This is a genomic window from Luteimonas sp. 9C (genome assembly GCF_902506295.1).
Lineage (GTDB): Bacteria > Pseudomonadota > Gammaproteobacteria > Xanthomonadales > Xanthomonadaceae > Luteimonas.
The window spans coordinates 863,727-886,986 of the sequence record NZ_LR733312.1; the positions used below are offsets into that span (position 1 = coordinate 863,727).

The 23,260-nt window shown below is 68.7% G+C and carries 13 protein-coding genes; 7 read left to right on the forward strand and 6 right to left on the reverse strand.

What is annotated here, in order from left to right:
- The first annotated feature begins 128 nt into the window (after nt 1-128).
- The 7 genes from CURTO8I2_RS03785 (at nt 129) to CURTO8I2_RS03815 (ending at nt 13,845) form a co-directional block, all read left to right on the forward strand.
- Complete coding sequence (locus CURTO8I2_RS03785) at nt 129-3,164, forward strand: TonB-dependent receptor (protein ID WP_159678792.1); 3,036 nt, start codon at nt 129-131, stop codon at nt 3,162-3,164.
- An 87-nt stretch (nt 3,165-3,251) separates the two neighbouring features.
- Nucleotides 3,252-4,916: a glucoamylase family protein gene (locus tag CURTO8I2_RS03790; RefSeq protein ID WP_159678794.1), complete on the forward strand. Its 1,665-nt coding sequence runs from the start codon at nt 3,252-3,254 to the stop codon at nt 4,914-4,916.
- Between the two features lie 67 nt (nt 4,917-4,983).
- Nucleotides 4,984-6,291, forward strand: coding sequence for a sugar ABC transporter substrate-binding protein (locus CURTO8I2_RS03795; RefSeq protein WP_236551114.1), 1,308 nt, complete (start codon nt 4,984-4,986; stop codon nt 6,289-6,291).
- On the forward strand, nt 6,281-7,159 hold the full coding sequence (locus CURTO8I2_RS03800; RefSeq protein ID WP_159678796.1) for a sugar ABC transporter permease: 879 nt from the start codon (nt 6,281-6,283) through the stop codon (nt 7,157-7,159). The genes CURTO8I2_RS03795 and CURTO8I2_RS03800 overlap by 11 nt, the downstream gene beginning before the upstream one ends.
- Nucleotides 7,156-8,007, forward strand: coding sequence for a carbohydrate ABC transporter permease (locus CURTO8I2_RS03805; protein WP_159678798.1), 852 nt, complete (start codon nt 7,156-7,158; stop codon nt 8,005-8,007). Before CURTO8I2_RS03800 ends, CURTO8I2_RS03805 begins: the two co-directional genes overlap by 4 nt.
- Nucleotides 8,008-8,229: 222 nt before the next feature.
- Nucleotides 8,230-11,487, forward strand: a complete 3,258-nt coding sequence (locus CURTO8I2_RS03810) for a discoidin domain-containing protein (protein ID WP_236550994.1) — start codon at nt 8,230-8,232, stop codon at nt 11,485-11,487.
- A 171-nt stretch (nt 11,488-11,658) separates the two neighbouring features.
- Nucleotides 11,659-13,845: a glycoside hydrolase family 3 protein gene (locus CURTO8I2_RS03815; protein ID WP_201295525.1), complete on the forward strand. Its 2,187-nt coding sequence runs from the start codon at nt 11,659-11,661 to the stop codon at nt 13,843-13,845.
- Nucleotides 13,846-13,866: 21 nt separating this feature from the next.
- Here CURTO8I2_RS03815 and CURTO8I2_RS03820 read toward each other — a convergent pair whose 3' ends face one another.
- The 6 genes from CURTO8I2_RS03820 to zwf form a co-directional block, all read right to left on the reverse strand.
- The gene (locus tag CURTO8I2_RS03820; RefSeq protein ID WP_159678802.1) at nt 13,867-17,046 is read right to left on the reverse strand and encodes a discoidin domain-containing protein; all 3,180 of its coding nucleotides are present in this window, start codon (nt 17,044-17,046) and stop codon (nt 13,867-13,869) included.
- A 136-nt stretch (nt 17,047-17,182) separates the two neighbouring features.
- Nucleotides 17,183-17,851, reverse strand: a complete 669-nt coding sequence (locus CURTO8I2_RS03825; protein ID WP_159678805.1) for a bifunctional 4-hydroxy-2-oxoglutarate aldolase/2-dehydro-3-deoxy-phosphogluconate aldolase — start codon at nt 17,849-17,851, stop codon at nt 17,183-17,185.
- Nucleotides 17,851-19,767, reverse strand: coding sequence for a phosphogluconate dehydratase (edd, locus tag CURTO8I2_RS03830; protein WP_159678808.1), 1,917 nt, complete (start codon nt 19,765-19,767; stop codon nt 17,851-17,853). Before edd ends, CURTO8I2_RS03825 begins: the two co-directional genes overlap by 1 nt.
- An 88-nt stretch (nt 19,768-19,855) precedes the next feature.
- Nucleotides 19,856-20,548 (reverse strand): 6-phosphogluconolactonase, encoded by a 693-nt coding sequence (pgl, locus tag CURTO8I2_RS03835; RefSeq protein ID WP_159678810.1) that lies wholly within the window; start codon nt 20,546-20,548, stop codon nt 19,856-19,858.
- Nucleotides 20,549-20,604: 56 nt separating this feature from the next.
- Nucleotides 20,605-21,603, reverse strand: coding sequence for a glucokinase (gene glk / locus CURTO8I2_RS03840; protein WP_159678813.1), 999 nt, complete (start codon nt 21,601-21,603; stop codon nt 20,605-20,607).
- Entirely contained in the window at nt 21,600-23,021 is a 1,422-nt protein-coding gene (zwf, locus tag CURTO8I2_RS03845; protein WP_159678815.1) for a glucose-6-phosphate dehydrogenase, read from the reverse strand. The genes glk and zwf overlap by 4 nt, the downstream gene beginning before the upstream one ends.
- Nucleotides 23,022-23,260 lie beyond the last annotated feature (239 nt).

Below are 23,260 nucleotides of genomic sequence, written 5' to 3' on the forward strand. Positions count from 1 at the left end.
GTCGCACGTGGGCGTGTGTGTCGTGGGCCTGTCCGACGGACGTTCGAGGTGACACCGCTGCCCGGCAGCACACAGGACGAGGGCACCGCCTTCCGTCCCGACATCCCCTGAAGATAGAGACCGACGACATGACACACCCCGACACCCGGCCGCGCGCCTTCTCGCGCTCTCTCCTCAGTCTCGCGCTGGGCGGTTGCCTGGCGATGGCGGCGCCCGCGCTGATGGCGCAGTCGACGTCCGCCACCATCCGTGGCCAGGTGATGGTGGACTCGTCGCCGGCGACCGACGCGCGCATCACGGCCGTGAATACCGCCACCGGTCTGAGCCGCAGCGTGGGCGTGACCGCGAACGGCAACTACAACCTGGCGGGTCTGCCGCCGGGCACGTACCGGCTGCAGGTCGAAGCGAACGGGCAGAGCACGTCGCAGACGGTGACCGTCGCGATCGGCCAGACCGCCACCCTCAACCTGGGGGTGGGTGGCGTCGCCGAAGCGGCGCCCGCGGGCGAGGCGACCGACCTGGACGCGGTGACCGTCACCGCCGACGTGCTGGTGGAAACCAAGACATCGGAAATCGCGACCTACGTCTCGCAGAAGCAGATCGAGTCGCTGCCGCAGAACTCGCGCAACTTTCTCGCCTTCGCCGACACCGTACCGGGCATGCAGTTCGTCAACTCGCCCAACGGCACCGAGTCGCAGCTGCGCAGCGGTGCGCAGGGATCGAGCAACATCAATGTCTTCATCGATGGTGTCGGCCAGAAGAACTACGTGACGCCGGGCGGCATCACCGGGCAGGACGACAGCCGCGGCAACCCGTTCCCGCAGTCGGCGATCGGCGAGTACAAGGTCATCACCTCGAACTACAAGGCCGAGTACGACCAGATCAGCAGCGCGGCGGTGACGGCAGTGACCAAGTCCGGCACCAACGACTTCAGCGGCAGCTTCTTCTGGGACCGTACCGCGGACGAATGGAGCGCCAGGACACCGCGCGAGATCCAGGATGGTGTGCAGCAGAAGCAGGTGACCGAGCAGTACGGCGTGACCTTCGGCGGGCCGATCATCCAGGATCGCCTGCATTTCTTCTTTGCCTACGATGCCAAGGACTTCGTGGTGCCGAAGGACACGCGTCCGCCGACGGTATTCGACCCGTCGTTGCTCCCGGCCGACCTTGCGGGCCTCTACGGCGGCTACAGCGTGCCGTTCAATCAGGATCTCTATTTCGGCAAGCTCAGCCTGCAGCTCGCGGAAGCCCATCTGATCGAACTGTCGCTGCGCTATCGGGAAGAGGATTCCATCAGTCCCGGCAACGACATCAGCACGCCGTCGTTCGCGACCAACTTCACCAACGACGAAACGCGCGCGGACCTGCGCTACCAGTTCAGCAGCACGAACTGGTTGAACGATGCCCACATCACATTCGAAGAAGCTGCCTACAACCCGGTGCCGGTGACTGCGGCGCCCGGGCGTCGCTACACGATCGTCGATCCCAACAATCCCGCGGTTCTGGATCTGGGCGTGCTCAACATCGGTGGTGGTCCGACGTTCCAGGACAAGGGGCAGCGTGGCGTCGGTTTCCAGAATGACCTGACGTTCTTCGGATGGGAGGGACACACCGTCAAGATGGGCGTGAAGTACAAGCAGGTGGACCTCAACGCGTTCCAGCAGAATCCGCCATTTCCGCAGTACTTCTTCGATGTCAACGAAAGCCTGACGCAGCCCTATCGCATCACGTTCTCCGCGCCGCTCGAAGGCCGCAATCCGAACGTGGAGTCGAGCAACAAGCAGTTCGGCATCTACATCCAGGACGACTGGGACGTCACGGATCGCCTGACGCTCAACCTCGGCCTGCGCTGGGACTACGAGGACAATCCCAGCTACACCGACAACGTGATGGATCCCGGCATTGCGGCGGCGATACGCGGCTGGAGCAATCTGGACAACGCCGATTACAACCGCGAAGACTTCATCAGCAACGGCCGGAACCGCAAGAACCAGAAGAACGCATGGCAGCCTCGCCTCGGCTTCTCCTACGACCTGAGTGGTGACGAGACCCACGTGCTGTTCGGCGGCGCGGGTCGTGCCTACGACCGCAACATTTTCGACCAGATGGCACGCGAGTACTACGGCGGCGCGTTCACGGGCTACGAGATCCGCTTCGACACGCCGCTGCATCCCTGCGACTCGGCAGTGGCGTCGAACTGCGTGCCTTTCGATCCGGCATTGCTGACGCAGGAAGGCATCGATGCCTACACCGCCGCCAACCCCCGCTCCGGCGGTGAGGTGTATGCGCTCAACAACGATCTGAAAACGCCGTACTCCGACCAGTTCAGCCTCGGTATCCGCAGCCAGTGGGAGGTGATGGGCCACAACTGGAGCACGTCGGCGACCGTCGCGCATATCCGCAGTCGCGACGGCATCTACTTCCGTCTCGGCAACCGCTACGAGGACGGCAGCTTCCATCGGATTCCGGGTGCTCCGGACGCGACGTGGGGCGGCGTGCCGTTCAACCAGCCCATCCCCGGTTACGGCAATCTGATCCTGGGTGACAACGGCATCGAGTACAACCTCAACTCCCTGCTGCTGTCGTTCGACAAGCCCTACACCGAAGATTCGGGCTGGGGTTTCAATGTGGCCTACACGTTCAGCGATGCCGAAGAGAACCGTTCGGACGCATCGAACGGCGAGTCGTTCTATTTCGACGGGTCGCGCGTCGACCAGCGCTTCTACCGCTCGACCGGTCTGGCCCGACATCGTCTCGTGCTTTCCGGCATCTACGAGCTGCCCTGGGAGACGACCTTCAGTGCCAAGCTGATCGTCTCGAGCCCGAGGCCGCGCAACGCGACCAATTGCATCGCCGATCCGGCGCCGGGCAATCCGTACTGCTTCTACGATCCCTATACGCCCGACGGCACATTCGGTTTCAAGCAGTTCGATTTCTCGCTCGAGCGCCGCTGGGACACCGGCACGGATCTGTCGTTCAAGGTGCGCGCCGACGTGCTCAATGCGTTCAATTGGCGGAACTGGAACCAGTACGACCTGAACCGCGGTGGATGGGGCATCGACGACGCGCAACTCACCGTCAACGAGAACTTCGGTTCGCGTAGCGGCAACGAGATCCTGCTGCCGACGCGGACGTTCAAGCTCTCCTTCGGTATCGACTTTTAAGGTAACCCCTACTGCCGGTCCCCTTCGGGGTACCGGCAGTTTTATACTGGCCCCTGTAAACGATTTCAGCGCGAGGTTTCCTTCACGATGCAATCCCGTCACCGTGCGTTCCAACTCCTGATCTCCGTCGCGCTCGCCGCGTTGTTCCTGGCCGGCTGCGGCAATCAGGCGCCCGCCGAGCCGGATGTGCCGCCGCCGAAACCCGGCCCCATCGAGCAGGTGCCGGAGGTGGTGGCGCCCGTGGAAGAAGCGAAGGGACCACCGGAGCTGCCGCCGCTGTTCGCCGACATCGAGCGCCGCACGTTCCAGTACTTCTGGGATACGACCAACGAGGTCAACGGTCTGACGCCGGATCGCTTCCCGTCGCGTCCGTTCTCCAGCGTTGCCGCGGTGGGATACGCGCTGACGGCCTATCCAATCGGCATCGAACGTGGCTGGGTGAGCCGGACGCAGGCGGTGGACCGCACGCTCACGACGCTGAAGTTCTTCAGCAACGTCAAGATGGGCCCGCAGGCGACCGGCACCGGTGGTCATCAGGGCTTCTTCTATCACTTCATCGACATGCAGGACGGCCACCGGTTCGAGCCGTGGGTGGAGCTGTCGAGCGTCGATACGGGCCTGATGATGATGGGCGTGCTGTTCGCGCAGTCGTACTACGACCGTGACGATCCGCGCGAGGCCGAGATCCGCAAGCTCGCCGACCAGCTCTACCGCAACGTGCGCTGGCCGTTTCTGCAGCAGCGCGCACCGCTGATCTCGATGGGCTGGTATCCGGAAAGCGGCTTCATCGAGCACGACTGGACCGGCTACGACGAGGCGATGCTGGTCTACATCCTCGCCCTGGGTTCGCCGACGCATCCGGTCGGCCCGGAAGCGTGGGAAGTCTGGACGCGCACCTACGACAAGTCTTGGGGCGTCTTCCGCGGCCAGGAATATCTCAGTTTCGCGCCGCACTTCGGCCACCAGTACACGCACGTCTGGGTGGATTTCCGCGGCATCCGTGACGACTACATGCGCCGCCGCGGCATCGACTACTTCGAGAACAGCCGACGCGCGACGTATGCGCAGCGCCAGTACGCGATCGACAACCCCATGGGCTGGAAGGAGTACGGCGAGAACGTCTGGGGTCTGACCGCCAGCGACGGTCCGCAGCGCACCGACCAGGATTTCAACGGCGAGCAGCGCGAGTTCCGTCACTACAGCGCACGTGGCGCCGGTCTCGACGTCGCATTCGACGACGGGACGCTCGCACCCACTGCAGCCGTCGCGTCGATCGCCTTCGCGCCCGAAATCGTGATCCCGGCGACCGAGGAGATGCACCGCCGCTACGGCGATTACCTGTACTCGAGCTACGGCTTCCTCGACTCGTTCAACCCCAGCTTCACCTACGAAGACGTGCCGTTGAAGACGGGTCGCATCGTGCCGGGCAAGGGCTGGGTGGCCAGCGACTACATCGCGATCGACCAGGGCCCGATCCTGGCGATGATCGCGAACTACCGGAACGACTTCGTCTGGAACGTGATGAAGAAGAACCCCTACATCCGCGCCGGTCTCGAGCGCGCGGGCTTCACCGGCGGCTGGCTCGCCGGCGAGGACGAGCCCAAGGATTCCGGCCCGCCGGACGCCGACGCCGCCATGGCGCGCTCGATGGGCATCGCCGAATCGCGCGCCGCCAACCAGCCGGCCGAGCGCGACGGTCGTGCACCCGCACCGGCGCCGGCACGCGCGTCCGATCCGGTTCCGGCGGAGTAGGACCTTGCGCGCATTCCGACGCGTGCCCGGCGCCCGCCGCTTCATTGCGGCGGCGCGTGGCGTCTGCCTGCTGTTCGCGCTCGCGTTGCTCGCGGCCTGCGCGAAGCGCGACGAGCAGACCGTCGTCCGCTTCTGGGCGATGGGCCGCGAGGCCGAGGTGGTCTCGGAACTGGTGCGCGATTTCGAACGCGAGCACCCGGACATCCGGGTCGAGATCCAGCAGATTCCCTGGACGTCGGCGCACGAGAAACTGCTGACCGCGTTCGCGGCCGATGCGCTGCCCGACATCTGCCAGCTCGGCAACACCTGGGTGCCCGAGTTCGCGGTGCTCGGTGCGCTGGAGCCGTTGCAGTCGCGGGTGGATGCCTCGGCTGTCATCGAGGAAGCCGACTACTTTCCCGGCATCTGGCGCACCAACGTCGTCGACGACACCCTGCTCGGTGTGCCCTGGTATGTCGACACGCGCCTGATCTTCTATCGCAAGGACATCCTCGCCGCGGCCGGCGTCGCGGCACTGCCGCGCACGTGGCAGGAATGGGAAACCGCGATGGCGGCGGTCAAGACGCACGTCGGCCCGGATCGCTTCGCGGTGATGCTGCCGCTCAACGAGTTCGAGCAGCTGCTGTCGTTCGGACTGCAGCAGCGCGATCCACTGCTGCGCGACGACGACAGTCGCGGCAACTTCACCAGCCCGGGGTTTACCCGCGCGCTGGGCTTCTACACCAACATGTTCGAGCAGGGCTGGGCGCCGCGGATGTCGGAGACCCAGATCTCCAACGTCTGGGACGAATTCGGCCGCGGCTTCTTTTCCTTCTACGTGTCGGGCCCGTGGAACATCCGCGAGTTCCGCAATCGCCTGCCGGCCGAATTGCAGGACCAGTGGGGCACCGCGCCGCTGCCGGGACCGGACGGTCCGGGTGCGGGCATCGCCGGTGGCACGTCGCTGGTGATGTTCCGCGATTCGCCCAACAAGGACGCGAGTTGGCAGCTGATGGAGTTCCTGTCGCGCCCCGAGATCCAGCAGCGTTTTCACGCGATGATCGGCAACCTGCCGCCGCGTCGCAGCACCTGGGAATTCCCGCAGCTGCGCGAAGACCCGTACGCGCAGGCGTTCCGCGACCAGCTCGAGCGCGTCGAGCCGACGCCGAAGGTGCTGGAGTGGGAGCGCATCGTGCAGGAGATGCGCCTGATGAGCGAACGCGTGGTGCGCGGTGGCATGGCGCAGGACGAAGCGCTGCAGGCGCTCGACGCACGCGTGGACACGCTGCTCGAGAAGCGCCGCTGGGTGCGTGCGCGCGAGATGGAAGAAGGCGAGGGCATCGGTGCGGCCAGTGCGCCGCACGCCGCGGACCAGGGAGCTGCCCATGCGCGCTAGTACCGCCGGCTGGATCTTCGCCGGGCCGGCGCTGATCGTGCTCGGCATCTTCTTCGGCATCCCGGTCGCGTCGGCGCTGCTGCTGAGCCTGACCGACTTCGATCTCTACGCCCTGTCGGACATGTCGAACCTGCGCTTCGTCGCGCTGGGGAATTACGTCGATCTGCTGCAGACGCCGCTGTTCTGGAAGTCGCTCGGCAACACCGCGTATTTCGTCGTCATCGGCGTGCCGCTGTCGATCGGTGTGTCGCTCGGCGCCGCGCTGCTGCTCAACGCGAAGGTTGCGCGGTTCAAAGGCCTGTTCCGCACGGCGCTGTTCGCGCCGGTGGTGACCACGCTGGTCGCGGTTGCGGTGATCTGGCGCTATCTGTTCCACACCAGCTACGGCCTGGTGAACTGGGCACTCGGCCACATCGGCATCGCGCCGGTCGACTGGCTGGGCGATCCGACGTGGGCGATGCCGACGATCATCCTGTTCGCCGTGTGGAAGAACTTCGGCTACAACATGGTGATCTTCATCGCCGGCTTGGCCGCGATTCCCGAAGATCTCTACGAGGCCGCGCGGATCGACGGCGCCTCGCGCTGGAAACAGTTCGTGCACGTCACGCTGCCGATGCTCGGACCGGTGCTGCTGGTGGTCGCGGTGATCACCGTGTCCGGTTATTTCCAGCTGTTCGCCGAGCCCTATGTGATGACGCGGGGCGACCCGCTGCAGAGCACCGTCAGCGTGCTGTACTTCATGTACGAGGAAGGCTTCATGTGGTGGAACCTGGGCCGCGCGTCGGCGGTGGCGTTCCTGCTGTTCCTGATCATCCTCGGCGTCACCACATTGCTGCTGCGCTTCGGGCGCAAGCGGGAGCTGGTATGAGCCGGATCGCGGCGTATCACGAAGTCGGCGCGACGCGCTGGTCGGCCTGGGCGGTCAATGGCGCGCTGGTCGCGCTGGCGGTCGTCGCGCTCGCGCCGCTGCTGTGGATGCTGTCGGTCTCGTTCATGCCGACCGGCGAGGCGAGCGGGTTCCCGCCGCCGCTGCTGCCGTCGGCATTGTCGTTCGACAACTACCACGAGCTGTTCGCGCGTGCGGGCATGGGGCGCTACTTCGCCAACAGTCTGATGATCTCGGCCGCGATCACCGTCGGCGCGTTGCTGATCAACACCATGGCCGGCTACGCCTTCGCCAAGCTGCGCTTCAAGGGACGCGAGCGGATCTTCCAGATCCTGCTCGCCGCGCTGGTGATTCCCGCGCAGGTCGCGATGTTGCCGCTGTTCCTGATGATGAAGGGCATGGGCCTGGTCAACAGTTTCGGCGCGGTCGTCATTCCGGGTCTGGCGACCGTGTTCGGGATCTTCCTGGTGCGCCAGTACGCGCGTTCTATCCCTGACGAACTGCTCGAAGCCGCGCGCATCGACGGCGCAGGCGAGATGCGGATCTTCTTCCAGATCGTGCTGCCGATGCTCAAGCCGGTGCTGGTGACGCTGACCATCTTCACCTTCATGGCCGCGTGGAACGACTTCATGTGGCCGCTGATCGTGCTGACCGACCAGACCAATTACACGCTGCCGGTCGCGCTGGCCGCTTTGTCGCGCGAGCACATCCAGGACGTCGAGATGATGATGGCCGGCGCCGTCGTCACGGTCATCCCGGTGCTGCTGCTGTTCCTCGCGCTGCAGCGCTACTACATCCAGGGCTTGCTGCTCGGCAGCGTGAAGGGGTGAGCAAGCCCGCTTGCGGACCACGGGTCCGCGGGCTTGCGAACGCCAGGCCACGGATGGCATGGCCGGACCATCCGGCGCCTGTGCAGTTCCGCCATGGACGGCAGCGGAATCGTCGTGTGTGAATCGCTTTCAGAAACGATTTCGAGCACCACCCCATCGCGCGAATGCGCAGCAACAGTCCAACCGCACCACCCGAATCGAACCACGGAGCCACCGCACCGCATGAAGATCCTCGACACCCGCGCCGTTCGCGCGCCTGCCGACACCGACATGACGCGGACTGACGTCGCCATCGCAGTTTCCGGCCGTGCCCGAATCGCGCGCGTCGCCGGCCTCGCCGCGCTGAGCACCGCGCTCGCGGCCTGCAACGTCTCGCCGAGTCCCAGCGACGACGGCGCCGCGCCTGACGCAGGTGAGGGCATCCGCATCCTCGACGATTTCGACGATCCGTCGACGTGGACCGTCGTGACCTCGAACCAGGTCACCGGCACCCTGCGCCAGGTCGATGTCGACGGCGGCAAGGCGCTGTGCCTGGACTACGACTACAACGGCGTGTCCGGTCATGTCGGGCTCCAGCGCGATCTGAAGATGACGTATCCGGAGAACTACCGGTTCGCGTTCCGGATGCGCGGCGAGTCGCCGGCCAACGACCTGCAATTCAAGGTCGTCGACGCCAGCGGCGACAACGTGTGGTGGGTCAACCGGCCGAAGTACGATTTCCCGACCGATTGGACCGACATCCGCTACCGCAAGCGGCACATCGACAAGGCCTGGGGACCGGATCCGGACAAGACGCTGCGCGCGAGCGAGAAGCTCGAGTTCACGATCTACAACAACGCCGGCGGCAAGGGCACGGTCTGTTTCGACCAGCTCACGTTCGAGGCACTGCCGCCCGACGACACCTCGCCACTGACCGCCAGCGCCGCGTCGACCACCACGCCCGACGGCGTCGACAACGTCGTCGACGGCAACGCGGAAAGCGCGTGGACCACGGCCACGGCGCCGCAGAACGTGGTGCTCGATCTGGGCACGCTGCGCGAATTCGGTGGCCTGCGCCTGCAGTGGCAGCCGGGCCGTCATGCGTCCAGTTATGCGGTGTCGCTGTCCGAAGACGGCGAGGCGTGGACGCAGGTCCGCGAGGTGACGCAGGGCAATGGCGGCGTCGACTGGCTGGCGCTGCCGGAAGCGGAGGCGCGCTACATCGGCCTCGATCTGCGCGATGGCCCGGCCGACGGTTTCGCGCTGTCCGAAGTCGCGGTGCAGCCGCTGGGCATGTCCGAACATCCGAACGACGTGCTCGAAGCCGTCGCGGCCGACCGGCCCAGGGGACAGTTCCCGCGGGGCTTCAGTGGCGAGCAGGCCTACTGGACGATCCTCGGTCTCGACGGCGGCCTGCAGCAGGGCCTGATCGGCGAGGACGGCGCGATCGAAGTCGCTGCCGCCGGCTTCTCGATCGAACCCTTCGTGCGCGTGGGCGACACGCTGGTGACCTGGGCGGACGCGAAGATCGCGCAGACCCTGCAGGACGACTACCTGCCGATCCCGAGCGTTGACTGGACCCACGATGCGCTGGGCTTGCGCGTGACCGGATTCGCCCGCGGCACGCCGGAGGATTCGCAGCTGGTCGCGCGCTACCGGCTCAGCAATCCGGGCGGCGAGGCGCGTGATTACCAGCTCGCACTCGCAGTACGGCCCATGCAGGTCAATCCGCCGACCCAGTTCCTCAACATCACCGGCGGCGTGAGCCCGTTGCGCCAGTTGGCCGTGACCACTGACGGCGTGCGCGTCGACGGCAAGCCGCGCGTGTTCGCGCGTCAGCCTGCGCAGGCCGCCTTTGCGACCACGTTCGATGCCGGCATGGACGTCGAGCATCTGGCGACCGGCATCTGGCCGGCGACGACCGAGGTGGAGGATCCGCAGGCGTTCGCCTCGGGCGCGATGGTCTACACCGTGCGTCTGGCGCCGGGCGAGTCGCGCGAGTTCGATCTGCTGATCCCGATGACCGGCGACATGGCGCGCGCGCCGGCGGACTGGAACCCGCAGTCGATGCAGGACGCGATCGCGGGCGAGTGGCGCGACAAGCTCGACGAAGTGGGTTTCGACGTGCCGGCCGCCGGCAAGGATCTGGCCGACACGCTGCGCACGTCGCTGGCGCACATGCTGATCTCGCGCATCGGGCCGCGTCTGCAGCCGGGCACGCGCTCGTACGCGCGCAGCTGGATCCGCGACGGCGCGATGATCTCCGAGGGTCTGCTGCGCATGGGCCGTCCGGAAGTCGTCAAGGAATACGTCGAGTTCTATGCGCCTTACCAGTTCGACAACGGCAAGGTGCCGTGCTGCGTCGACGATCGCGGTAGCGACCCCGTGCCGGAGAACGACAGCCACGGCGAGTTGATCTTCAACATTGCCGAGTACTGGCGCTACACCGGCGACGACGCCTTCCTGCAGACGATGTGGCCGCACGTGCTCGGCGCGTACACTTACATGGAAGAGCTGCGCGCCAGCGAGCGCACGGAGGAGAACCGCAAACTCAACGCGGCCTTCTACGGGATGATGCCGGCCTCGATCAGCCACGAAGGCTATTCGGCCAAGCCGATGCATTCGTACTGGGACAACTTCTGGGCGCTGCGCGGCTACAAGGACGCGGTGGAGATCGCCGAAGCGCTGGGCAAGCCGGACGACGCCAGGCGCATGGCGGCCGCGCGCGACGAGTTCCGCGTCGACCTCGATGCCTCGCTGCGCAACGCCGCCGAGCAGCACGGCATCGACTTCCTGCCCGGCGCCGCCGAGCTCGGCGATTTCGATGCGACCTCGACGACCATCGCGCTGGCCCCCGGCGGCGAACAGGGCCGTCTGCCCGAGCCGCTGCTGACCAATACCTTCGAGCGCTACTGGACCAAGTTCACCGATCGCCGCGACGGTCGCGAGCCGTGGAAGGACTACACGCCCTACGAGTGGCGCAATGTCGCCGCGTTCGTGCGCCTGGGCTGGCGCGCACGTGCGAACGAGGTGCGCGAGTGGTTCTTCGGCCACCGGGCGCCGCAGCCGTGGAACCAGTGGGGCGAAGTCGTCACGCCGACGCCGCGCACGCCGTTCTTCCTCGGCGATCTGCCGCATGCCTGGGTGGGCTCGGACTTCGTGCGCTCGGCGCTCGACATGTTCGCCTACGTACGCGAAGTCGACGACAGCCTGGTGCTGGCGGCGGGCGTGCCCGCCGACTGGTTGAACGAGGGCGTCGCGCTGCGCGGCATGCGGACACCGCAAGGCACCGTCGGTTACTCGCTGCGCCGTGACGGCGATGCGCTGCTGCTCGACATCGCGGCCGGCAGCGGCTTGCCCGCGGGCGGTCTGGTGCTGCAGTGGCCGTACGAGAGCGTGCCGGGCGCGACGACGATCGACGGCCAGGCCGCGAAGTGGGACGGCAACGAACTGCGCATCACGCGCGCCGGCGCGAAGGTGCGGATCGCGGGCGCGGGCTGAGGCACGACACGCTGCGGGTGCACACGAGCGCACCCGCAACGGATTGATCCGCAGGCGCGGTGCATGGCTGCGACGGTTCGTCCACGCTGGACCCGTCGCGCGCATGGGCCGCGCCTGCACCACATTCGAGGGGAGGGGAGTTCGATGAAGACCCGGACGTCGACGCGCACGCTGGTGTGCGCGTTGCTGGTGGCCGCGCCCGCGTTCGCGCAGGACGCGGCGGTTGCGCAGCCGTGGATGGACCCCGGCAAATCACCGGATGCGCGCGCCGCGCTGCTGGTCGCGGCGATGACCCAGGACGAGAAGTTCGCGCTGATCCGCAGCCGCTTCGCGATCGGCGAGAAGAAGCCGGACGAGGCGCTCACCGCCGCCGGTTACGTGGCGCCGATTCCGCGTCTGGGCATTCCGGCGCAGGGCCTGGTCGATGCCGGCCTCGGGGTGACCAATCCCGGCGGCGCGCGCGCAGGCGACCACGCGACGGCGATGCCGTCGGGCCCGATGACCGCGTCGACCTGGAGCCGCGACATCGCCTTCAAGGGCGGCGAGACCATGGGGCGCGAGGCCTGGCGCCAGGGCTTCAACGTGCTGCTGGCCGGCAGCGTCAACCTGCAGCGCGATCCGCGTAACGGCCGCAATTTCGAATACGCCGGCGAAGACCCGTTGCTCGCCGGCACCCTGGTCGGCGAATCGATCCGCGGCGTGCAGTCGCAGCACGTGCTGTCGACGATGAAGCACTACGCGCTCAACGACATGGAGACCGCGCGCAACTTCCACAGCGCCCAGATCGGCGACCGTGCGATGCACGAATCCGACCTGCTCGCATTCCATGTCGCGATCGAGACGGGACAGCCCGGCGCGGTCATGTGCAGCTACAACCGCATCAACGGCACCTACGGCTGCGAGCACGACGAACTGCTCAACAACGTGCTCAAGCGCAACTGGCGCTACCCCGGCTACGTGATGTCGGACTGGGGTGGCGTGCACAGCGCCTCGAAGGCGGCGAACGCCGGTCTCGACCAGCAGTCGGCCGGCGAGGTGTTCGACAAGGCGGTGTATTTCGACGTGCCACTGCGCATGGCGGTCGGCGCTGGCGTGGTGCCGCAGGCGCGGCTCGACGACATGGTCCACCGCATCCTGCGCAGCTTCATCGCGGTCGGCGCGTTCGAACATCCGCCGCAGCGCCAGCCGGTGGATGCCGCGCTCGATGCAATCGGCTTCGATGTCGCCCAGCGCACGGCCGAAGCCGGCGCGGTGCTGTTGCGCAACGAGAACGGCGTGCTGCCGCTCGCGCCCGGTGTGCGCCGCATCGCGGTGATCGGCGGACATGCCGACAAGGGCGTGATCGCCGGCGGCGGTTCGTCGATGGTCGGCTGGACCTCGCGCGGCACCAGTGCCGTCACCGGCCTGCAGCCGACGACCTGGCCGGGCCCGGTGATGTTCCAGCCGTCCTCGCCGCTGCGCGCGTTGCGCGACGCGCTGCCGGATGCGCGCATCGACTACGTCGACGGTCGCGACCGCGCGGCTGCCGCGCGGCTCGCACGCGAGGCCGATGTCGCCATCGTGTTCGCGACGCAGTGGGCCGCCGAGTCGGTCGATCTGCCGGACATGCGGCTGCCCGACGGACAGGACGCGTTGATCGCCGCCGTCGCCGCGGCCAACCCGCGCAGCGTGGTCGTGCTGCAGACCAATGGCCCGGTCGAGCTGCCGTGGCTCGATGCCGTGCCCGGCGTGCTGCAGGCCTGGTATCCCGGCATCCGTGGTGGCGAAGCCATCGCGCGGCTGCTGACCGGCACGGCGAATCCGTCCGGACATCTGCCAGTGACCTGGCCGGTCGACGTCTCGCAATTGCCGCGGCCCACGATTCCCGGGCTCGGCTTCAATCCGGCGGACAAGCCCGAAGACACCATCGACTACGACATCGAGGGCGCCAACGTCGGCTACCGCTGGTTCGCGGCCAGAGGTCTTACGCCGCGCTATGCGTTCGGCCACGGTCTGTCGTACACGACGTTCGCGATGTCGGGCCTGCAGGTCCGCGCGGACGGGGCGCGCATCACGGCGCGCTTCAGCGTGCGCAACACTGGCGACCGTGCCGGCGCCGTCGTGCCGCAGCTCTACGTGCATCTGCCGCGGGGCCACGCCACGCCGCTGCGCCTGGCCGGCTGGGAGCGCGTGGAACTGCAGCCGGGCGAAACGCGTGAGGTGGACGTCGCGCTGGCGCCGCGCCTGTTCGCGGATTACCACCCGGACGACCGCAGCTGGCGGATCGCCGCCGGTGACTACACGGTCGTGCTCGGACAGTCCGCCACCGATGCCGGCGTACGCGCCGCGCTGACGTTGCCGGCGCGGCGTCTGGATTGACGACGCGCGAAGCGCGCTGGCCTACCAGCGCGCTTCGAGGCGCCGGAACGGCTTCGACAGGCGCACGCCACGCGCGTCGAAGTCGTCCACCGCGCGGCCATCGACCATGACCACGCTCGGCCGCGTGCGGCTCGGCCAGATCACCTGGACCGGCAGCGCGTCCTGCAGCCCGTCCGCGAGCGTGATCTCGAGCCGCGTGCCGGACTGTTTCGCCGCCATCGTCAGCGGTCCGTAAGCGGTCGGCAGCGCCCGCACCGACAGGCCGTCGCCGTCGAGCCAGGCCTGCGGCGCGCCGGGCAACAGCTGCAGATCGTCGTCGCCTTCGTGCAGCAGCAGGCCGACCAGCGTGCGGACGTACTCGGCACCGATCCACGTATGCGGCATGTCGCCGATGTAACCGGGATAGCGCGGACGCGAATGCACGACCTCGGGCCACATCTGCCACGCCAGCGGGCGGCGGTCGGCCAGCAGCCCGTCGAGCACGGTCTGCGCGTCGCCGGGCCGGTCCAGATGCACGAAGGTCAGCACGTTGCGCAGTTCGTAGGGCGTGTAGGCCCACAGCGCATCGGGCGCGGTGCGGTCGCCGAACTGCCGGGCCAGGTAGCGGTCGAAGGTGGTGCGCAGTTCGCGCTCGGGCAAGACGTGCCGCGCGCCGGTGGGATCGAGCGCGATCGACACGCTGGTGGGGTCGCTGTCACCCAGATCGGCCGATGACGGAATGAAGTCGATGCCCTTCCACGCGATGGTCGCGCGCAGCGACGCGGCGACCGCGTCCGACAGCAACCGTCCCTGTTCGCGCGCCCAGGCCGCCGTCTCCGCGTCGCCGAGTGCGTCGGCCAGCCAGGCCCCGTCGTGCCAGCCCTTGATGCCGTAGAAATCGTCCCAGTAGCTGTGCGTCGGCGTGGAATAGCCTTCGTGGCTGATCGACGGCGCGAGGATGCCGCGAAAGCGTTCGGGCGAGGGATGCGTGCCCATGTAACCCGCCACCAGCGTGCGTTCGCGCAATTCCTGTAGGAACCGCATCGCTGCGGTCACCGCCGGCAGGTACTCGCGGACGGTGTCCGGCCCGCCATCGAGACGCGCCACGTCGGCGACCAGCTGGATGTACTGGCCCTGGCTGTCGTGTTCGATGTCCGAGCCGAAGCCGCGGTTGATGCTGCCGTCCTCGTTGAGGATCGGCGAGATCATGCCGTTGGGGTTGAGCGCGTGGTCGGTGTACCAGCGCAGGTAGTCGCGCGCGATCTTCGGCTGGCCCAGGCGCAGCAGCGCCGTGGCGGTCGCCGCGCCGTCGCGCAGGAACGAGCGGTTGTAGTTGCGCGGGCCGGGCTGCATCGCCGGGCCGGTCTGGTTGACCAGCATGTATGCCGCCTGCGCGCGCAGCATGTCGACGAGGTCCTGGTCGGGCAGGCGGATGTCGAAGCTGTTGAAGCGATCCGCCCAGCCGGCGGCGATCCGCGCGGCATGCGTGTCGAAAGCCTCCGAGGGCGTCGCGGCATCGCCGGTGAGCGCGGCGAGATCGAGCGCCGGCGGTTCCGTCAGTTCGCCCTTGGACGGGTCGAGCGCCGTGTTCCCCAGCGGCAATGCGATCACGATGTCCTGCGTGGCGCCCGGCGCCACCCGCACCGGATACGCGAGCATGCCGGCAGCGAGCCCGGCGGCGTCCGATGCTTCGCGCGCGGCGGGCGGTGTGCCGCGCGCCGCATCGGCGGTGATCTCGGTCTCGCCGTGCGCACCGAACGGCGCGGTGCCGGCGGCGCCGACCGGCGTCATCGAGGTCAGCAGGGTGCGGCCGTCGACACGCACGCGGGTGTGGTCGGCGGTCTCATCGATCGCGATCTGCCGGATCGGCGACCAGCCGCCGTGCTGCCACGGCGGATTGACCTGCAGCGGACGCACCAGCAGCGACAGCGTGCCCTCGACGGGCCGCCGGCCGGTGTTGTGCAGGCGGTAGCGCATCAGCGTCACCGGCTGCCCGTTCTGTTCCAGCGCGAAGGCCTCGTTGCGGATCGTCAGATCGCGCTGGCCCTGCCACTCGACCGAGGGCATCGGCATCCATCGGTCGCGCAGGGCATGGCGACGCTGCGGATCGTTGTCGGCGACGCGCGCCCGGCCGTCGCTGCCGCGCCAGACCGCCTGCAGCATCGGGCCGCCCTTGAAGGGCTCGAGGTTGCCGGATGCGTCGAGCAGCGATTTCTGCCGCCCGGCGGGAATGCCGAGCGCGGTCCAGTAGACCTGTTGCTGGTGCAGCGACGAGGGGAACAGCGCGCCGTGCGTGCGCGAGGCGACGATCTCGTAGCGCCGGGTCGGTGTCAGCAGCTGTTTCGGGCCGAGCAGGCGCAGCCGCGCGATGCCCGGCGCACGTCCTTCGACCTCGCCGACGACCAGGCGCAAGGCGGTCGGCGCCAGCGGCGCTTCGCCCGCGAGCCACGACCGCGTGCCGTCGCCGCCCGGGTCCTCGGCCAGCACGGTCCAGCGACCGTCGGCATCGCGCACTTCGAGCGTCGCGCCGTTGCGGGGACCGTCCCACCAGACTTCGAGCCCGGCGATAGAGTCGGCGCGCGGCAGCGCGACCTCGAGCTGGCGGGTGCCGGGCGCAGCGCCCGCGGCCTCGACGGTGGCCGGCGCCGCGTCGACGGCGAACAGCGTCGCGCCGTCCACGCCGGGTGCGAGCCCGGACAGGCGCGGCGCCGCGTCCGCGGCGAGCGGCTCGAACTCGAAGATCGACGTCGCCCAGTCGGAGGATTTCGACGGGCTGGCGATGCGGACGTAGCGGGCCTCGCGCGCGGGAAACACGAGGGTGTCGGTGTCGCCGCGCGAATCGGTGCTGGTGTACGCCACGTCCCACTGCGTGCCGTCGAGCGAGGTCTCGAGCGTCCAGCGCACCGGAAAGCCGCTGTCCCAGAGGATCGCGACGCCGCCGACGTCGGCCGGTTGCCCCAGATCCACCTGGAACCAGTGTCCGGGCAGGAAGGAACCACCCCAGCGCGTCGTGCGGTCGCCGTCGATGGCGTGCTGCGGGGCGAGTGCATCGACCTGGGTGGAGGATGCCGAGGCGGTCCAGTCGGCGCGTGGCGGCAGGGACGCCGCCGCAGTGGCAGCGCTTGCGCCGCCGAGCAGGGCGAGCAGCAGCCGGCCCAGTGTGTGGCGGCCGGTGCGAGCGGTCGGGACGAGCGAGTCGTGGCACCCGGATCGGAGGGTCATGCAGGCAGGGTAGGCGAAGGGAGAGCGGACGCTACCACCGGCTGGAACCGGTTACATGCTGCGTTGCGGTGTAACGCACCCACCTGGCCGACGGTCGTGCACCGCGCGTCTGCCCTGTGCCGGGCGGAGCGCCGTCTCAGCCGCGCGCGTCGCGCACGATCTGCGCCGCACGCGCTGCGGTCTCGCGCACCCGGCCATAGTCGCCGGCGTCCAGCCAGCCCTTGTCGAGCATCCACGAGCCGCCGATGCACAGCACGTTGGGCTGGGCCAGGAATTCGGCGGCGTTGGATTCCGAGATGCCGCCGGTGGGGCAGAAGCGCATGTCGTGCAGCGGTCCGGCGAGACCCTTGAGCATCGCCAGGCCACCGACCGCACTGGCCGGAAACAGCTTGCAGTTGCGGAAGCCACGCGCGCGCAGGGCCATGAATTCGGTCGGCGTCGCAGCGCCCGGCACGACGGGGATGTCGGCCTCGGCCAGGGCGTCGGCCAGTGCCGGCGGCGTGCCGGGCGTGACCAGGAAATCCGCACCGGCGTCGATCGACGCGCGGATGTGGTCGGCATCGAGCACGGTGCCGGCGCCGATCACGATGTCCGGGCGCTCGCGCTTGAGCATCGCCAGCGCGTCGATCGCGACCGGCGTGCGCAGCGTGAGCTCGAGCGTGTGCAGACCGCCTTCGAGCAGCGCATCGGCGATCGCGCGGGCTTCGTCGAGCGCGTGCACGGTGATCACCGGCAGCACGCCGGCAGCACGCAGGAGCTCGGCTGCGCGCTGCTGGCGCTCGGACATGGTGGAAGCAGTGGCCATCAGGCGTCCTTGGAGTCGTGTGGTGCGTGCAGCGCGGCGGGGTCCGCGCCGAGGTCGTACTCGGCGTCGTACTCCCACGCACTGCCGTCTATGGTGGCCGGGCCGCAGGCGATCGAGAGCGCGCCCTGGTCGGCGGGCGACACGTTCGCGCGGTTGAAGCCGAACAGGTTGCGGCCGTGGTCGGTGGGCGCGGGCGCGGTGTCCGCCGCCGCAGTGCGCGCCTGCCACTCGGCCGGATCGACCAGCACTTCGAGCGTGCCGGCCTCGCCGTCGAGGCGGATCATGTCGCCTTCGCGCACGTAGGCCAGCGCGCCGCCGCGTGCGGCTTCCGGGGTCATGTGGATCGCGGCCGGAATCTTGCCCGACGCGCCCGACAGGCGACCGTCGGTGACCAGCGCGACGCGACGGCCCTGGTTCTGCAGCATGCCCAGCAGCGGCGCCAGCGAATGCAGTTCCGGCATGCCGTTGGCCTTCGGTCCCTGGTAGCGCACCACGGCGACGAAGTCCTGCGGCAGGGCGCCGGCGGCGTGCAGCCGGTTGAGCACCTGCGGCGCATCGACGACGACGGCCGGCGCCTCGATGCTGCGGAATTCGGGCTTCACCGCCGACAGCTTGATCAGCGAGCGGCCGAGGTTGCCGCGCAGCAGGCGCAGGCCGCCCTGGGCTTCGAACGGCGCCGACACCGGGCGCAGCACGCCGGCATCGCCGCTGACCGTCGGGCCCGGCTCGTAGCGGATCCGGTCGCCCTCGAGCTTGGGCTCCTCGCCGTAGCGGGCCATGCCGCCCTCGACGATCGTCGGCAGGTCGCCGTGCATCAGGCCGGCGTCGAGCAGTTCACGGAACACATAGGCGTTGCCGCCGGCGGCGTGATAGCGGTTCACGTCGGCTTCGCCGTTCGGATACACGCGCGCCAGCAGCGGCACGACCTGCGACAGCGCGTCCATGTCGTCCCAGGTCAGCACGATGCCGGCCGCGCGCGCGACCGCGATCCAGTGGATCGTGTGGTTGGTGGAACCGCCGGTGGCCATGAGCATCGCGACCGCGTTGACGATCGCGCGTTCGTCGATCAACTGGCCCAGGGGGCGGTAGTCGTCGCCGAGCGCGGTGATCGACAGCGCACGCTCCACCGCTTCGCGGGTGAAGGCTTCGCGCAGCGGCGTGCCGGGATTGATGAAGGCCGCACTCGGCAACTGCACGCCCATTGCCTCGAGCAGGGTCTGGTTGGAGTTCGCGGTGCCGTAGAAGGTGCAGGTGCCGGGGCCGTGATAGGACGCCGATTCGACCTCCAGCAGCTCCTCGCGCGTGGCCTCGCCGGCGGCGTAGCGCTCGCGCACCTCGGCCTTGGTCTTGTTCGGCACGCCGGGCGTCATCGGCCCGCCGGGAATGAAGATCGCCGGCAGATGGCCGTAGGCCAGTGCGCCGATCAGCAGGCCGGGCACGATCTTGTCGCAGATGCCCAGATACACGCTGCTGTCGAACATGTCGTGCGACAGCGCGATCGCGGTGGCCTGGGCGATGACGTCGCGCGAGAACAGCGACAGCTCCATGCCCGCGCGGCCTTGGGTCACGCCGTCGCACATGGCCGGGACACCGCCCGCGACCTGCGCGGTGTGGCCGAGGCTGCGCGCGGTCTCGCGGATGAATTCCGGGTACGGCTCGTAGGGCTGATGCGCCGACAGCATGTCGTTGTACGCGGTGACGATGCCGAGGTTGGCCGTCGGCCCGTTGCGCAGCCGGGACTTGTCGACCGGCCCGCAGGCGGCGAAGCCGTGCGCGAGGTTGGCGCAGCTCAGGTGACCGCGCAGCGGACCTTCGTCGCGCATGCGCGCGATGCCTGCGAGATACGCCTGGCGCGAGGGCGCGCTGCGCTTGCGGATGCGTTCGGTGATGGACTGGACGGCGGGATGCAGGCTCATGGGCGGCGGCGATGTGAGAAACGGGCGCCCCGGGACGGGGCGGGGACGCGCGGATCGCACTGCGCGCAACGGTCGAACGGGGTGCGTCTCACGGACACCAGTGGACGTGCAGCGCGGCGCCCGGCGTGGTGAAGGCGATGCGCGCCGGAAACTCGGTCGCGTCGTCGCTCTGCAGCAGGCGATCGAGCAGGGCGCGCTTCTTCTCGCCGCGGATCAGCAGGATGCGGGTGTGCGCAGGTGTCAGGCCGGCGGGCGTCAGACTGATGCGACGCTGCCAGGTGCCGGCGCCGGGGCTGCCGCCGGCATCGACGCCGACATAGGGCGAGGTGGCGGCGAGCGCGGCGTCGAGATCGACCATGCCGGGGAACAGCGAGGCGGTATGGCCATCGTCGCCCATGCCCAGCACGACGACACCCGCGGGCTGGCGCGCGTGCAGATTGGCGGTGGAGACCGCTTCGTCGAACGGGCGGCCGGCGCGGGTGAGGGTTTCCAGCCGCGCCTTCTGCGCCTTGTTCTGGATCAGCGTCTCGCGCAGCAGGCGCGCATTGCTGTCGGGATCGTCGGGCAGCAGCCAGCGCTCGTCGACCAGCGCGACATCGACGCGGTCCCAGGCGAGCGGCGATTTCGACAGCGCCGCATACACCGGTCCCGGCGTCTTGCCACCCGAGAGCAGCACGCGCGCGCGCGGCTTGAGCTCCAGGTCGCGCGCGATGGCGGAGGAAATCGCGATCGCGGCGCCCCAGGTCCACTGGGTCGCCGATTCGTAGGCGTGCAGCTGCATGCGTCCATCGTCGCCGATTCCGCCTGCGATGCCAAAGGCCGGGGCGCCGGTCGGCGTCATGCCGCTGCCCTGCGCGTGGCGATCGCAGCCGCGCCGAGCAGGCCGGCATGCGGATGCAGCACCGCGACGGAAGGCACGCGGCCCATGTTCGGCGAGAAGCGGCCCTTGTGCTCGAAGCGCTGGCGGAAGCCCGAATGGCGGATCGAGTCGAGCATCTTGGGCACCAGGCCACCGGTCAGGAACACGCCGTCCCAGGCGCCGAGCGTCAGCACCAGATCGCCCGCGATCGCGCCGAACACCGCGCAGAACACGTCCACCGCACGTGCGCAGCGGGCGTCGCCGTCCCTTGCCCGCGCGGTGATGTCGGCAGGCTGCATCGGGCCCGGGTCGACCCCAGCGATTTCGCTCAGCGCGCGGTGGATGTTGACCAGACCGGGACCGCAGATCAGGCGTTCGTTGGACACGCGTCCGAACTGCGCCGACAGGCGTTCGAGGATGGCGGTTTCTTCCGGCGTGCCGGGCGGAAAGCTGACGTGGCCGCCTTCGGTCTCCAGCGGGTAGTGCCTGCCGTCGCGGATCACGAGGCCACCGACGCCCAGACCGGTGCCGGGCCCGATGACCGCATACGTGCACGGGCCGGCCGGATCCTTCGGCACCGACCACGGCACGCCGCCGATGGCGCTGTAATCGCCGGGCTGCAGCAGGGGAATCGCCATCGCCTGGGCGGCGAAATCGTTGGTCAGCACGACGTCCTCGATGCCGAGCCGCTGCTGGGTGCGCGTGCGCGAGATCACCCAGGGATGATTGGTGATGCGTGCGTTGTCGCCCTCGACGCGACCGGCGACCGCGAGTACGGCGCGCGGCAGCGCGGCCTTGCCGTCGTGACCGGTCTGCTGGAGATAGTGCAGGGCCGCGTCTGCCAGTGACGGAAAGTCGGCGACCGGGAAGACCTGGATCGTGTCGAGCTGCAGCGGCGTCGGGCTGGCGGTATCGGCGAGTGCGAAACGCGCGTTGGTCCCGCCGATGTCGGCGAGCAGGGCGAGCGCAGCCGTCACGATTTGCGTCCGTTGTGGGTGGTCAGCGTGCGCGGCAGGAACGGCTGCGCTTCGACCGGCCCCCAGCTGCCGGCCGGGTAGTCGCGCACCGGCGTGCCGGCTTCGCGCCACGCGGCGCTGACGCTGTCGATCCAGCGCCAGGCGGCCTCGACCTCGTCATCGCGCACGAACAGCGTCTGGTCACCCTTGAGCGCGTCGATCATCAGGCGTTCGTAGGCGATGCGGCGCTTGGGTGGCAGCATCGCCAGATCCAGCGACATCGGCTGCAGTTCGTTGGCCGCCCATTCGGACGCGGCCAAGCTGCCCATCAGGCCGAGTTCGATCGTCTCTTCCGGCTGCAGGCGCACGCGCAGTTGGTTGGCACGCGCGCGCTTGCGCTCGCCCGGCCCGAAGAGCCAATGCGTGACCGGCTTGAACGTCACCACGACCTCGGTCGTGCGCGAGGGCATGCGCTTGCCGGTGACCAGCCGGAACGGCACGCCGGCCCAGCGCCAGTTGTCGATCCATGCGCGCAGGCCGACGAAGGTTTCCACGTCGTCATGACCGCCGTGCTTGAAGCCCTGCACGGCCTGGCCGTCGACGACGCCGGGCGCATAGCGGCCGCGCACGCTGTCGGCCGCGGCATCGGCGGGCGACATCGGCCGCAGTGCGCGCAGCACCTTCTTCTTCTCTTCGCGGATGCTGTCGGTATCCATCGCCGCCGGCGGCTCCATCGCTATCAGCGCCAGCAGCTGCAGCATGTGGTTCTGCACCATGTCGCGCAGCGCGCCGTAGTCGGCGTAATAGCCTTCGCGGCCGTCCACGCCGGCGGTCTCGGCGACGATGATGTCGACCGACTCGATCCAGCGCCGTTCCCACGTCGCCTCGAACAGCGTGTTGCCCAGGCGCAGCGCGAGCAGGTTCTGCACCGGCGCCTTGCCCAGGTAGTGGTCGATGCGGAAGATCCGCGATTCGTCGAGCGCCGACTTCAACGTGGCGTCGATTTCCTGCGCACTGGCCAGGTCGTGGCCGATCGGCTTCTCGAGCACCAGCCGCGACGGCGCTTCCAGCAGTCCCGCGGCCTTGAGCCCGCGGCAGGCGGATGCGAACAGGTTCGGCGGCGTCGACAGGTAGCTCACCGCCGGCCGGTCCGCGAAGCGCGACAGGGCCGCCGCCATCCCATCGGCATCGCCGAGGTCCACCGCCACGTACTGGATGCGGCGCAGCAACTCGTCGACCAGCGCACTGTCGTACTCGTCGCCCAGGCGCTCGCGCAGCCAGTCGCGGAAGCTGGCGTCGTCGTGCTCGCTGCGCGCGATCGCGATCACGCGGAAGGTGTCCGGCAGCAAGCGGTCGCGCTGCAGGTGCAGCAGGGACGGGAATAGATAGCGTTGCGCCAGGTCGCCTGTGGCGCCGAACAACAGCAGGGAGTCGTGCATGGGCGCCGGGACCGTCTCGGGTTCAGGAAAGGGAATCACGGAGTGTGTCGCCGGAGACGTGCGGATCGCAACGCCCGGAGACCGATGCGTCGAGTGGAACATGTCCAGCGCTGTCAGTCGACGTGCGGCGCGCGATGCGCGCTTGGATGGATGCGGTCGTTCGTTGCGCCACGCTGTGCCTCCCACACATCCGCCGGCTGGAATGGAAACGATTACATGCCAGAATAGCGCAATCGCAT

Bases quoted from the DNA above. Each gene is read 5' to 3' on its own strand.
- CURTO8I2_RS03785 (WP_159678792.1), top strand. From the start codon at position 129: ATGACACACCCCGACACCCGGCCGCGCGCCTTCTCGCGCTCTCTCCTC.
- CURTO8I2_RS03790 (WP_159678794.1), top strand. From the start codon at position 3,252: ATGCAATCCCGTCACCGTGCGTTCCAACTCCTGATCTCCGTCGCGCTC.
- CURTO8I2_RS03800 (WP_159678796.1), top strand. From the start codon at position 6,281: ATGCGCGCTAGTACCGCCGGCTGGATCTTCGCCGGGCCGGCGCTGATC.
- CURTO8I2_RS03805 (WP_159678798.1), top strand. From the start codon at position 7,156: ATGAGCCGGATCGCGGCGTATCACGAAGTCGGCGCGACGCGCTGGTCG.
- CURTO8I2_RS03810 (WP_236550994.1), top strand. From the start codon at position 8,230: ATGAAGATCCTCGACACCCGCGCCGTTCGCGCGCCTGCCGACACCGAC.
- CURTO8I2_RS03820 (WP_159678802.1), bottom strand. From the start codon at position 17,046: ATGACCCTCCGATCCGGGTGCCACGACTCGCTCGTCCCGACCGCTCGC.
- CURTO8I2_RS03825 (WP_159678805.1), bottom strand. From the start codon at position 17,851: ATGGCCACTGCTTCCACCATGTCCGAGCGCCAGCAGCGCGCAGCCGAG.
- edd (WP_159678808.1), bottom strand. From the start codon at position 19,767: ATGAGCCTGCATCCCGCCGTCCAGTCCATCACCGAACGCATCCGCAAG.
- pgl (WP_159678810.1), bottom strand. From the start codon at position 20,548: ATGCAGCTGCACGCCTACGAATCGGCGACCCAGTGGACCTGGGGCGCC.
- zwf (WP_159678815.1), bottom strand. From the start codon at position 23,021: ATGCACGACTCCCTGCTGTTGTTCGGCGCCACAGGCGACCTGGCGCAA.